16 protein-coding genes are annotated in these 12,610 nt (G+C 31.8%); 6 read left to right on the top strand and 10 right to left on the bottom strand.

Going from position 1 to position 12,610, the window contains the following annotated elements; genetic code table 11:
* Nucleotides 1-20: 20 nt before the first annotated feature.
* The 6 genes from bla to scpC form a co-directional block, all read right to left on the bottom strand.
* Nucleotides 21-905, bottom strand: coding sequence for a class A beta-lactamase (gene bla, locus HXZ74_RS06585; protein WP_286474458.1), 885 nt, complete (start codon nucleotides 903-905; stop codon nucleotides 21-23).
* Between the two features lie 98 nt (nucleotides 906-1,003).
* Nucleotides 1,004-1,477 (bottom strand): hypothetical protein, encoded by a 474-nt coding sequence (locus HXZ74_RS06580; protein ID WP_286474456.1) that lies wholly within the window; start codon nucleotides 1,475-1,477, stop codon nucleotides 1,004-1,006.
* A 26-nt stretch (nucleotides 1,478-1,503) separates the two neighbouring features.
* Nucleotides 1,504-2,640 carry a glutathionylspermidine synthase family protein gene (locus HXZ74_RS06575; RefSeq protein WP_286474454.1) on the bottom strand — a complete coding sequence of 379 codons (1,137 nt, stop codon included), beginning with the start codon at nucleotides 2,638-2,640 and terminating at the stop codon, nucleotides 1,504-1,506.
* A gap of 9 nt (nucleotides 2,641-2,649) precedes the next feature.
* Nucleotides 2,650-3,039, bottom strand: coding sequence for a hypothetical protein (locus HXZ74_RS06570; protein WP_125349731.1), 390 nt, complete (start codon nucleotides 3,037-3,039; stop codon nucleotides 2,650-2,652).
* A gap of 6 nt (nucleotides 3,040-3,045) precedes the next feature.
* On the bottom strand, nucleotides 3,046-3,324 hold the full coding sequence (locus HXZ74_RS06565) for a hypothetical protein (RefSeq protein WP_125349730.1): 279 nt from the start codon (nucleotides 3,322-3,324) through the stop codon (nucleotides 3,046-3,048).
* A gap of 103 nt (nucleotides 3,325-3,427) precedes the next feature.
* Complete coding sequence (gene scpC / locus HXZ74_RS06560; protein WP_286474452.1) at nucleotides 3,428-4,939, bottom strand: succinyl-CoA:acetate CoA-transferase ScpC; 1,512 nt, start codon at nucleotides 4,937-4,939, stop codon at nucleotides 3,428-3,430.
* A 195-nt stretch (nucleotides 4,940-5,134) separates the two neighbouring features.
* On the opposite strand from scpC, the gene HXZ74_RS06555 reads away from it, so the two are divergent.
* From HXZ74_RS06555 to HXZ74_RS06545, 3 genes are read left to right on the top strand one after another with little or no spacing between them, the layout of a single operon-like run.
* On the top strand, nucleotides 5,135-5,956 hold the full coding sequence (locus HXZ74_RS06555) for an AraC family transcriptional regulator (protein WP_180906175.1): 822 nt from the start codon (nucleotides 5,135-5,137) through the stop codon (nucleotides 5,954-5,956).
* A gap of 8 nt (nucleotides 5,957-5,964) precedes the next feature.
* The gene (locus HXZ74_RS06550) at nucleotides 5,965-6,627 is read left to right on the top strand and encodes an alpha/beta fold hydrolase (RefSeq protein ID WP_280061584.1); all 663 of its coding nucleotides are present in this window, start codon (nucleotides 5,965-5,967) and stop codon (nucleotides 6,625-6,627) included.
* A gap of 11 nt (nucleotides 6,628-6,638) precedes the next feature.
* Nucleotides 6,639-7,067 (top strand): DinB family protein, encoded by a 429-nt coding sequence (locus tag HXZ74_RS06545; protein WP_280061585.1) that lies wholly within the window; start codon nucleotides 6,639-6,641, stop codon nucleotides 7,065-7,067.
* 34 nt (nucleotides 7,068-7,101) lie between these two features.
* Here the strand turns inward: HXZ74_RS06545 and truB are convergent, their stop codons facing one another.
* The 4 genes from truB to HXZ74_RS06525 are packed head-to-tail and all read right to left on the bottom strand — an operon-like array spanning nucleotide 7,102 to nucleotide 9,893.
* The gene (truB, locus tag HXZ74_RS06540; RefSeq protein WP_280061586.1) at nucleotides 7,102-7,812 is read right to left on the bottom strand and encodes a tRNA pseudouridine(55) synthase TruB; all 711 of its coding nucleotides are present in this window, start codon (nucleotides 7,810-7,812) and stop codon (nucleotides 7,102-7,104) included.
* A 1-nt stretch (nucleotide 7,813) separates the two neighbouring features.
* Nucleotides 7,814-8,698 carry an undecaprenyl-diphosphate phosphatase gene (locus HXZ74_RS06535; protein WP_286474449.1) on the bottom strand — a complete coding sequence of 295 codons (885 nt, stop codon included), beginning with the start codon at nucleotides 8,696-8,698 and terminating at the stop codon, nucleotides 7,814-7,816.
* A complete protein-coding gene (locus HXZ74_RS06530) occupies nucleotides 8,698-9,000 on the bottom strand; it encodes a DUF3098 domain-containing protein (protein WP_052217597.1) in 303 nt (100 codons plus the stop codon). The genes HXZ74_RS06535 and HXZ74_RS06530 overlap by 1 nt, the downstream gene beginning before the upstream one ends.
* A complete protein-coding gene (locus HXZ74_RS06525; protein ID WP_114999502.1) occupies nucleotides 9,000-9,893 on the bottom strand; it encodes a cell division protein FtsX in 894 nt (297 codons plus the stop codon). The genes HXZ74_RS06530 and HXZ74_RS06525 overlap by 1 nt, the downstream gene beginning before the upstream one ends.
* A 106-nt stretch (nucleotides 9,894-9,999) precedes the next feature.
* On the opposite strand from HXZ74_RS06525, the gene rsmA reads away from it, so the two are divergent.
* Genes rsmA through HXZ74_RS06510 form a run of 3 tightly spaced genes read left to right on the top strand, consistent with a single transcriptional unit; the run spans nucleotide 10,000 to nucleotide 12,587 of the window.
* Nucleotides 10,000-10,767, top strand: coding sequence for a 16S rRNA (adenine(1518)-N(6)/adenine(1519)-N(6))-dimethyltransferase RsmA (gene rsmA, locus HXZ74_RS06520; RefSeq protein WP_114999503.1), 768 nt, complete (start codon nucleotides 10,000-10,002; stop codon nucleotides 10,765-10,767).
* Between the two features lie 3 nt (nucleotides 10,768-10,770).
* Nucleotides 10,771-12,126, top strand: a complete 1,356-nt coding sequence (gene mgtE, locus HXZ74_RS06515) for a magnesium transporter (protein WP_114999505.1) — start codon at nucleotides 10,771-10,773, stop codon at nucleotides 12,124-12,126.
* Nucleotides 12,127-12,137: 11 nt separating this feature from the next.
* The gene (locus HXZ74_RS06510; RefSeq protein ID WP_114999507.1) at nucleotides 12,138-12,587 is read left to right on the top strand and encodes a GyrI-like domain-containing protein; all 450 of its coding nucleotides are present in this window, start codon (nucleotides 12,138-12,140) and stop codon (nucleotides 12,585-12,587) included.
* The last annotated feature ends 23 nt before the right edge of the window (nucleotides 12,588-12,610 follow it).

Genomic DNA, 12,610 nt, shown 5'->3' with positions numbered 1-12,610 from the left:
TGGTATTTTGAATGAGAATACTATTTATTGTAATAATTCCAAACAGCTTTTGTAATATCAGTAATTACTTTTTCAGTTTCAGTTCTTTCTTCTGTTATATTTTTCAAATAAATCGATAAAATAATTGGTTGATGATTAATAGGTTTTATGATTCCAATATCATTCATTGCAACTCTTAGATTTTGGTTATTTGTATCACTAATTCCAGTTCTATGAGCCAACTCTGTATTTTCAGGTAAGCCAGCTTTCATCCAAGTTAAGCCTCTCGATGTTTCCACCATAAGCTGATATAAATAGGTTGTAGAATTTTTTTTGAGCACTTTTGTTGCATAAAATTTCTCAAGTAATTTTGTTGTAGCATTTGCAGAAGTTGTATTGAGATATAAATTATCCCAAGTTTGCATTTCTTGTTCGTTTACTTTTATAATAAAATCTTTAATGCCTTGTTTATTAATGAAGTTTTGAACAGTTTTAGTTCCGCCAATAATCTTTAAAAGTATGTCACAACCATTGTTGTCGCTGTGAGAAACTGTATATCTTAGGAGTTGATCAAGTGTTAGATACATATTTCCTTCTGGATAATCTTCAAGAATTGGACTCCAAGTATTAGGTAATAAATCTTCTTTTTTGATAAAAAATCGTTGATTAAGTTGTAATTTATTTTGATCCACTTCATGTAAAACAGCCAACGCTATATGAAATTTGAAGACACTCATCATTGGCATCATTTGATTTCCGTTAATACTTAAAGTGTCCTTATTTTCAAGATTTTTTAATGAAATACCTGCTGTTAGATTTTTTGAAGAAAGAATTTGATTGATTTCTGTTCTTAAACTTTCAATGGATTGAGCATTTAAACAGAAACCAGAAAGTATGAATAGGAGAGAAAAAATTAGTTTGTTCATAGTTAGGAATTAAACTTTTAACCAAATTAGTTAATTATTTGAATTTCTTCAAACTAAAAAAGTCTAATTCGGAGTAGAAATTAGACTTTTTGATATTTTTAGTTATAATTTTCTAAAGCACTTAGAATATTGGGATTATTTGTTTGTTTTAATTCGTTAATGAGATTATTAGCTTTAATTGAGTCAATAGTTTTTAGTGCATGAATACATTTCCTTAATGTAGATTCAGTTTCATCATCATATTTTCTAAAACGATTTTTGTTCTCAATAATATTTTTTAAAGGTTCAATAAAATCATCTGATTTAATATCCTGTAAATATATTGCATTTACTAAATCTTCATGTTCATCGTGCCAATCTTCTGATAATAGTTTGACAATTATATCTGAATAATCTATATCTAATCCATTTTTATAAGCAATCAGAAGAACCTGTTGAAGTAAACTAACATCTTTTGTATTGATGGCTAATAAAAAACAATCAATAATTTCATTTTTACTTAGATTTTTAAAATCTAAAGAATTTGTAGAATTGAATATTCTTTTTACGAAAAGGTTAAATCTCTTAAACATTTATTGATTTATAAAACTCGAATTAACTACTTAATAATATGCGGAACAAAACGACTTTTATCGGTTGTAATAAATTGGTCACTTTCACGGAACGTAATTCCACACGATTCTTGCCCAATAATCCAACTTCCGATAATGGTATAACCCGTTTCTTCGTGATGTAAATTTGCCAAAGCTTGATAAATAAAACCTTCTTCGCCATATTCACCCGAAGTTTGCTCCGAAATAGTTCCGTTTTTTACAACTTCTACATTTGCACCTTCACGTGATAACAATGGTTTTTTGACATAATTTTTCATCTCTTTTGGTGAATCTGCATAAGCTTCTAACAACAACGGATGATTTGGATATAATTCCCACAAAATTGGTAAAATAGCTTTGTTCGAAAGGATCATTTTCCAAGCTGGTTCTATCCAATTCGCGTTGATTTCATCATTTTTGATGTTGTACGCAAATAACTCGTTCATCATCCATTCCCACGGATAAAGCTTGAAAATATCTGTAATTGGTTCTTCTTCTAAATCAACAAAATTGACATTATTCCAACCGATTTCGTCAACGTAAATTAATTTGGTATTAATTCCGGCTTGTATTGCACAATCTCTGATATATTCGATATTCGTCAAATCTTCTAACGATTCTCTCACGCAAGAAAAATGCAAGGTTTCACCTTTCAAATAAGGTTTTAACATTTTCCATGTTTCAATTAATTTATCGTGAACAGAATTGAATTGATCTTTCGTTTCTCCAAAATAATTTTCCATCCAAAGCCATTGTACAACACCACATTCGAACAAAGAAGTTGGCGTATCAGCATTGAATTCTAATAGTTTTAATTGATCATTATCGTAAGCAAAATCAAAACGTCCATAAATACTTGGCGCATCATTTTCCCATGTATCAATCAAATAATGTTGAATAAATTTTGGAATTTTAAATTCGTCCAAACGATTATTCTGAATCACATGTTCGACAGCATTCAAGCACATTTCCCATAATTCGTTTGTCGCTTCAAAGATTTTGTCCGCTTCTTTTTCCGAAATCGAATAGTAATAATCTTCTACCCAATAGGTTTGTTTATTTTCGTCTGTATGATAGCCAAAGCCAATATTTTCTAACCTTTCTTGCCAGTTTTCGTCAGCTTTTATTCTTTTTAATTGCATAAAATTAGTTTAAGATGAAACTGAACGAGAAGAAGCAGATTTTCCGAATCCACCACGAACAGTTTGACTTTTGTACGCTTGAGCTTTTGCTGCGTTTGTTCCGACATTAGATTGTTGATGCAAACCTTGACTTGCATAGCCCATTCCGCCACCTGTTAAGCTACGAAAAGCCATAAACCAAAGCAACGAACTTCCCATTCCGCCATGATGCGAACCACCTGAATGCGACGAATAATTTGACGTTACATCTGTGTAAGGCGCAGTAGAATCTGCACGCATATATACCTTTTGCGCATTGTTCGTAACGGGCGCTTCTTCACGATTCATACACGAACTAAGAACCGAAGAAATTAACACTAAAGTCACTACTTTACTTGCTCTTTTTTCTCTTTTATTCATGATAGATTATTGAATGGTTACGTAAATAGGAATTTTGGTAGAATCGGTAGGTGTATATTGTTTGTGCGTAATCAACGTGTCTACTTTTTCTGCAATCATCAAATCGTTTGACCAAATTTTTTGTTTGGTAATATGTAAAACAGAATCGCCTTTTGTTTCGGTTGTTAAAATAACTTCACGAGCTGATTTTTTATCAATTTGTTCTAAATTTTGATTTTCGTTTTGATTAGATTGACACGCAAAAAAAGTTGCCAATGGTAGTGTTATTAAAAGTATTTTTTTCATGTTTCTTAGACTTCTAACAAAGTTACATTATTTCACAAAAAAAGCACAATCCAGAAATTCTGAATTATGCTTTAAAAAAAGTATAGTTTTATTATTTATTATTCTAATGATTCAAAACTAATAATTCTTCTTTTTTCATAGAACCTGTTTGTTTCAATCTTGTGTGCCAAGAGAACGCTTCTTCTAAGATATGTGGCGTTTGACCACCTCTTTCTGCACAAGCTCTTTCGAAGTAAGATAATAATTCTGCTTTATAATCTGGGTGAACACAGTTGTTGATGATTTCGATGGCTCTTTCGCGTGGCGCTAAACCTCTCAAATCAGCTAAACCTTGCTCTGTTACAATAATATCTACATCATGTTCTGTGTGGTCTGTGTGAGAAACCATAGGAACGATAGACGAAATATTTCCACCTTTTGCGATAGAAGCTGTAACGAAGATTGAGATAAATGCATTACGAGCAAAATCTCCAGATCCCCCAATACCGTTCATCATGTGAGTACCAGAAACGTGAGTTGAGTTTACGTTACCATAAATATCACACTCTAAAGATGTATTGATTCCAATAATTCCTAAACGACGAATAACTTCGGCAGAGTTAGAAATAGATTGTGGACGTAAAACAATTTTATCTTTATAATTGTCGATGTTTCCAATTACACGATCGTAACATTCTTGTGAAACTGTCATAGAAGATGCTGAAGCAAATTTCATTTTTCCAGAATCGATTAAATCAAATGTAGAATCTTGTAAAACTTCTGAATACATTACTAAATCTTCGAAATCTGAATGCTCTAAACCACCTAAAACGGCGTTTGCAACTTTACCAATTCCACATTGTAATGGCATTAATGATTTTGTAAGACGACCTTCTTCAACTTCATTTTCGAAGAATTTTACAATGTTTTGAGCAATTGCAGCAGTCGCTTCATCAGCTGGTTGAATGTCTCCAGGAGCATCTTGAATGTCGTGAAAAACAATTCCAACAATTTTAGAAGGATCTACTTTTATTGTTTCTGTTCCAATTTTTGTATCACAAGAAGTGATGTTAATTGGTGTACGTTTTCCGTATTCTTCTACACTATAAATATCGTGAATACCTTTGATATTTGTAGGGATAGATGTGTTAATCTCGATGATTAATTTGTCTGCATTTGCAGCAATTTCTGCATTATTACCAATAGAAGTTGTAGGTACCAAAGAACCATCTTCTAAAATTTCAGCAACTTCTAAAACACCTAAATTAATTTTAAATTGTCCATCTAAAATATGTTCGGCTGTTTCACCTAAATGCTGATCGATAAATAAAACATTACCTGCATTTATATTTTTACGCATTACAGTGTCTACTTGGAATGGTAAACGTTTTTTTAATGCTCCACTTTCTACTAAAGCCGCGTCTGTACCATGTCCTAATGAAGCTCCTGTTACTAAAGTGATTTTTAAATTTTCAGATTTGGCACGCTCCGCAACAGCTTTTAATACAACTTTTGTATCGCCTCCTCTTGTAAAACCACTAGAACCAACAGTCATTCCATCTTCAAAAAATTTGGCAGACTCCTCTGCTGTCATTACTTTTGACTGTAAGTCAGTTAATTTTATTCTTTCCAACATAATGCAACTTTTTCTTTCTAATACTATTCAATAATTGTTCCCTTCTGAACGGAGGGAATTACAAATATTGGACTAATTAATAAAAAGTTAATATCAAAAATAGTCAAATAATTATTCATTTCAGACACTTTTATTTGTGTACATTATACATTATATCAAATAAATTATTATATTAGTTCGCAGATTAAAGAAACTATGAATATACATTTGGATAATAAGTTCGAAACACGATATTACCTAACCGAAATTGACAAATTACCAACCTCAATTTTCTGTTACCATAAGGAAATTTCGGAAGCATACGTGGTAGAACATAAACATAACAAAGCGCAATTTCTTTATTGTGAGGGAGGAATAGTTTATGTAAAAATAGGAAAAGATACCTTTTATTTACCTGCAAGACACTATATGTGGATACCGCCTCATGTGGAACATAGTATACACCCAAATACACCAGAGGTGATTATGAGAAATTTATATTTCCCTATTAATGAAAGTGATAATTCGTTTTATAAAAAAGTAGGAATCTATCCTGCTGATGGATTATTGTTAGAACTTTTATTATTTTCTAACCAATGGAAAGGAGATATTGTTCCAGAAAATAGAAGCGAATATGTAATCGCACAAGCTTTCAAAGAAATATTACCTAAAGTAAGCAAAAGTAGTTTACGATTGGCTTTACCACTTCCTCACGACGAGCGTCTGAAAAAAATCGTTCAATTCTTAGATGATAATATGGATTCTTCTATTACAATGAAGAAAATTACAGCCGAATTCGGTTTTTCTGAACGATCATTATCACGATTATTTCAAAAAGATTTGAATATGACATTCGTCCAATATTTTACAATTTTGAGAATGTTACGCGCTTTACAATTGTTAATTGATAATACGTATTCAATCAGTGAAATTTCGACAATGGTTGGTTATAATAGTTTGCCAACGTTTAGTAATACATTCCAAAAAGTAATTGGGGTTCGTCCAACAGATTACTCAAAGAAAAAAGATATATTATAAATTAAGGTATGAAAATTTATCAAGTAAGTGGATTAGGTGCAAATGCAAATGCTTTTCGAAATCTACGCTTGGAACAAGATTTTGAGCAAGTTTATATTCCTTGGTTAGATCCAGAGAAGGATGAAACTTTGGCTCATTATGCCGAAAGATTATTAGATAAAATAAATCCCACAGAAGATTTTCTTTTGATGGGATTATCTTTTGGAGGAATAATTGTGCAGGAAATGAATCGTTTTATCAATCCAAAACATACATTTCTGATTTCGACAGTGAAGAATAGGGCAGAGCTTCCGAAGTTATTTCGATTTTCGGCTTCTATTAATGCGCATAAAATAATTCCGATGAGTTTCTTAACTTCGGATCGAACATTTTCGTACATGATGATGCGAAAATTGTATTATACGGATCGTGATAAAGATAACATTGACGATATTTTTGAGTTTCGAAACAAAGAATATTTAAGTTGGTCGATTCATAAGATTGTAAATTGGGAACATTCTACAGCTTATCACGAAGAAAATATTACACATATTCATGGTACAAAAGATATTGTTTTTCCGATTGAATATATTAAAGATGCAATACAAATAGAAGGCGGAACACATATTATGGTGATGCAAAAGCCAAAATTAGTGAGCGACGAAATAAATAAAGTATTAATCACTTTATAAATAATTATTTTATGGATGAATTGCTAATAGAATTCGAAAAAATAATAAATGATTTTCCTAAACAGGTAGAAGAAATTAATGAACATGAATTCAATTTTAAACCATCTATTCAAAAGTGGAGTAAAAAAGAAATTTTAGGTCATTTAATAGATTCTGGTGTTATAAATTATTTAAGATTCATAATAGCTCAATTTCAAAATAATCCACAAATTTATTATGAACAAAATGATTATTGTAATGTAGCAGATTATCAGAATTCGGAAAAAAAACAACTTTTGAATTTATGGGAATCTATTAACGAACAGCTTTTATTTTTATTTTTGAAAATTATTCGAGAGAATAAATTGGATAAAATATGTAATGATATTTCACTTAATTTATTAATGGAAGATTACATTAACCATTTAAAACATCATCAAAAACAAATAATAAGTAGATAGAAAAGCTTGAACATTTGTCCAAGCTTTTCCAATTTTATACTTCTTCTGTTGTGCTTTCTTCTTCGAAATAACTTTTTTCTAAAGCAAAATTTTCAGCATTGATAACATCAAATTCGCCAATTTTTGTACGACGAAGTGCTATTAAATATCCTCCAGAATTGACTGCTTTTCCAAAATCAAAAGCTAAAGAACGAATGTAGGTTCCTTTGCTACAATTTACTTCAAAATCAACAAAAGGTAAATTGATAGTTGTGATTTTAAAATCGTGAATCGTTATTTTACGTGCTTTACGTTCTATTTCTTGACCTTCGCGAGCCAATTCATACAAACGTTTTCCATCCACTTTTACAGCTGAATGCATTGGTGGAAATTGTTCAATTTCTCCAATAAATTGCTTCGTTGCTTCGTGAATGATTTCTTCTGTGATATGTTCCGTAGGAAAAGTTTGATCTTCTTCCGATTCCAAATCATACGTTGGTGTTGTAACACCTAATTTGATTGTACCAGTATAGGTCTTTTCTTGCGCCTGAAATTCATCAATGCGTTTTGTCCACTTTCCTGTACAAACCAATAAAAGTCCAGTAGCTTTTGGATCTAAAGTTCCAGCATGTCCAACTTTTATTTTCTTTAAATTATATGCTTTTCTAATGTTCCAACGAATCTTGTTCACAACATCAAACGATGTCCAATCAAGTGGTTTATCAATCAAAAAAACGTGACCTTCTTGTATTTTTTCTACGTTCATCTTATTTGTGCTGAATCATTGTAGTTTCTACTGAAGCGGCATTGTCTTTTTCTGCTTGTGTTGGAGAATTGTATGAGAAATAAATCAGTAAAATAATACCGATGATAATTCTGTACCAACCCCAAAATTTGAAACCGTATTTTGTTAAAACTGCGATAAATGTTTTTACTGCGATTAATGCCACAATAAATGCGACAACATTTCCAATTATGAATAATATAATATGGTTTTGATCTTGCAAAATCATTTCATAACCTTTCATTGGTGTTGCTGTATCTTCTCCCCAAGTTTTCACAAAAATAGAATAAACTGTAACCGCTAACATTGTCGGAACCGCTAAAAAGAATGAAAATTCTGCAGCTGCTTTACGCGATAAACCTTGTGTCATACCACCAATAATAGAAGCGGCAGAACGAGAAGTTCCAGGCATCATCGCTAAACATTGCCAAAAACCGATAATAATTGCTTGTTTTAATGTAATATCTTTTTCATCATTAATTTTAGGATTTTTGAACCATTTATCTACAAATAATAAAATGATTCCTCCGAAAACTAACATTCCAGAAATAGCAACTTGATTTCCTAAAACAGCTTCGATTTTATCATCAAATAATTTTCCTAAAACAAGTGCAGGAATAACCGCACAAGCTAATTTGATGTAAAAATTGAAATTGAAATTTTTGAAGTCAAAGAATTTTTTCCAATATAAAACGACAATTGATAAAATTGCTCCAAATTGTATCGAAACTTGAAACATTTTTAAGAATTCACTTTCTGGCATTCCCATCAAAGCTGCTGTGAATCCCATGTGTGCTGTAGAAGAAATTGGTAAATATTCGGTAAGACCTTCTATAATAGCAATAATAATTGCTTGTAAAGTATTCATTATTTTTCTTTATTCGGATTGATTAAAATGGCATAAATCTCGACGATGAAACCAACGACAACTAAGAATGGCGCTAATCTAATTCTACGAAAAGAATAGATTTCGTCGTTCCAATAATTTGCGTCCCACGTTCCATCTGGTCTTGTGTTTGCGTCGTGTCCTGTCATTAATAAAAATCCAAGACCAATTAGCGCTACACCAATTGCCATGAAAATGTAATTTCTTTTTCCGAATAAAAAAGTAAAACCAGCATCATTTGTAGATGCTGATTTTTTTGTTGTATCGATAGAATTTGATTTCATTAATAAAGTTGATCAGTTTTTAATCTTAAATAACGCCATGCAGCAAACAATGTACTGAAAACGGCAATAACAACTCCAATTCCAATTAAAATAAGAATAAGTGGAGTAAAACTTGGGTTCCAAAGTACTAAACCAACTTTTGTTGCTAAAATGTACCATAAGAAACCTAATCCTACAGCTGCAATAAATGCTGCTAAGAAACCTAAAACTGCGGCTTCTATCAAGAAAGGTTTTACAATAAAACGTCTACGCGCACCAACTAATTGCATTGTTTTGATGCTGAAACGTTTTGCGTAAATTTTCAGACGAATAGAGTTGTTGATTAATACAACTACAATTACTAAGAAAATAACAGCAAAAATCATAATCCAGAATGTAATTTTATTGATGCTGTGGTAAATCGTTACCATCGCTTCTTTGTCACTTTTTACTTCGTCTACAATCGGATTTTTTGCCAATACCTTATTAATAGAATCAATTTGTTCTACAGATTGTATTAATGCAGGATTCAATGTGATTTGAACTGATGCAGGGAAAATACTTTCTTCGAAGAAATCACTACCATCCGTACCCAAATCTTTTTTCGCAATTTTAGCTGCATCCTCTTTGCTGATATACTGTGTAGCTTCAACAAAAGGATACTTCACTTTCAACGAATCGATATAAGATTTCTGTAAATCAAGCTCCTTATCTTTTAATTTTGGATCTTCGACATCTTTAAAATATGCCTCGATTTTTAACTCTCTTTTTAGATGTTCTGCGTAACTTTGTGCATTAATGACAATTAAGCCGAAAATACCTAATAGAAATAAAACAAGCGAAATACTAATCACAACAGTGATGTTTGAAGATCGCAGTCTTTTTTTCTCAAATTTATCGTTCGTTTTTGACATTTGGGTTAATTTTGGGGCTAAGATAAAAAAAACTTATTTCGCAAGAAAGATATTCCGTATATATTCTACGGTAAGTTGGTTAAAGAAAACTTAAAATTTAGAATTTTTGAAAGTAAAAGCTAAAAAACATTTAGGTCAGCATTTTTTGAATGACGAAAATATTGCACGAGACATCGCCGAAGGGTTAACTTGGGAAGGCTATGATCGTGTCTTAGAAATTGGTCCAGGAATGGGCGTGTTGACAAAATATATTTTACAAGCAAAGAAAAATATAGAGGTTGTGGAGATTGATACAGAATCAGTCGAATATTTAAAAGAATATTATCAACCATTTTATCCAGGATTTAAAATTCATTCCGAAGATTTCTTGAAAATGGACTTTTCATCAAAGTTTGATGAACAAATTGCTATTTTAGGAAATTTTCCGTATAATATATCTTCGCAAATTATTTTTAAAACTTTAGAAGAGCGTTACACTGTTCCCGAAGTTTGTGGAATGTTTCAGAAAGAAGTAGCCGAACGTATCGCTTCTAAAAAAGGTACAAAAGATTATGGTATACTTTCTGTATTAGCGCAAGCTTATTATCATTGTGAATATTTGTTCACCGTTCCAGAACACGTTTTTACACCACCACCAAAAGTGAAATCGGGCGTAATTATTATGAAACGCTACCGAACAGAAATTGAAGGAATCGAACAAAAACGATTTTTTCAAGTCGTAAAAGCTGGTTTTGGACAAAGAAGAAAAACGCTTCGTAATTCGTTGAAAGCTTTGGGAATTCCTGAAGATTTAAACGATCACGAGTTTTTGAACATGCGCGCAGAGCAATTATCTGTCGAAGATTTTATTGAGTTAACGAAAAGAATGAAATAGATTATGGAGGTAAAAATTACAAAAGATTTTATTGAAGATTTAAACGAAAGTATTAATCAGCAAAATGCAAAAGCAGTTAAGGAGATGTTGCAAGATTTGCACCCCGCCGATATTGCTGAATTGTTTGATGAGCTTTCGACCAAAGAACAATCTTTTGTAATTGATTTACTCGATAATGAAATTTCTGCAGATATCCTTCTTGAATTAGAAGAAGATGATCGACGTAAATTCCTGAAAACGCTTACTGCAAAAGAAATTGCTGAAGATGTCATTAATGAGATGGATACCGATGATGCTGTTGACGTCATTAATGAGCTTTCTGATGAAAAGAAAGATGAGGTAATTGCGCAATTAGAAGATCAAGAACACGCCCGCGAAATTGTAGATCTTTTACGCTACGACGAAGATACAGCTGGAGGTTTGATGGGAAAAGAGTTGATAAAAGTCAACAAAGACTGGTCGGTAATCACAGCAGTAAAACAAATGCGAAAACAAGCTGAGGATTTAGAAGAGGTTTTCTCAATTTATGTGGTTGATGAAGATGAAAAATTACTTGGAACATTGAGTTTGAAGCGTTTGTTGACGACTTCTGCGAATACAAAAGTGGCGGATGTTTACAATGAAAAGATTCAATATGTAAAGACCTATACAAAAGATATGGAGGTTGCGAAAGTAATCGAAAAATATGATTTGTACGAAGTGCCTGTAGTAGACGAATTAATGCGTTTGGTTGGTGTAATTACGGTGGATGATGTGATTGATGTGATTCGTGAAGAAGCTGAAGAAAATTATCAATTAGCAGCCGGGATTACTCAAAATGTCGATTCTGATGATAATATCTTAAAATTAACTCGCGCTCGTTTGCCCTGGCTTTTATTGGCTTTGGTAGGTAGTTTTGTAGCTGTTAATGTGTCGCAAAGTTTTAGTGATGCGATGAATTTGTATCCGCAATTATTCTTTTTTACGCCGCTGGTTGCTGCCATGGCAGGAAATGTTGGTGTGCAATCTTCTGCTATTATTGTGCAAGGTTTGGCGAATAGTAATATTTCGGGTTCTATTTGGAAAAGATTAGGAAAAGAAATGTTATTGGCTTTATTAAATAGTACATTATTAGCTTTTGTGCTTTTATTGGCGACACATTTCTTAATGAGTACGAGTTACGAAATTTCCTCAACCATTGTATTAGCTTTAGTTATTGTGATGATTTTAGCAAGTTTGATTGGGACATTTATTCCAATTATGTTGCATAAATATGGTGTTGATCCTGCGATTGCAACAGGTCCATTTATCACAACAAGTAATGATATTTTTGGTTTGTTGATTTACTTTTCGATTGCGAAAATGATTTTAGGATTTTAAAAACTTTAAAAATGAATAAGTTAAAAATTATAGGAATAGCAACTCAAACGTCTAATAATGATAGTCAAGCGATTGAAGATTTAGGAAAATTGTGGAATCAATTTTTTGGTGAGAATATAATGACTAAAATTCCAAATGCAATTAGTTCTAATATTTATTCTGTTTACACAGATTACGAAAGTGATTTTACAGGAAAATATACGACGATTATTGGTTTAGGAGTTTCTTCTTTAGATGAAATTCCAGAAGGGATGGTTGGGCGAGAATTTGAGCCACAAACATTCAAAAAATATATTGCCAAAGGAGAATTACATGAAGCAGTTGGAAAAACTTGGGCAGAAATTTGGAATGATGATGCAAATCTAAATCGCACGTATAAATATGATTACGAATTGTACACCGAAAAAGCTCAAAATCCTGCTGATGCAGAAATTGAGATTTATATTGGTGTGAAAGAATAGTAATTAGTACTGAGATACTAGAA

The sequence above is a fragment of the Empedobacter sp. R750 genome (assembly GCF_030324345.1).
GTDB lineage: Bacteria > Bacteroidota > Bacteroidia > Flavobacteriales > Weeksellaceae > Empedobacter > Empedobacter falsenii_C.
This window is presented reverse-complemented; position numbering and strand designations above follow the sequence as displayed.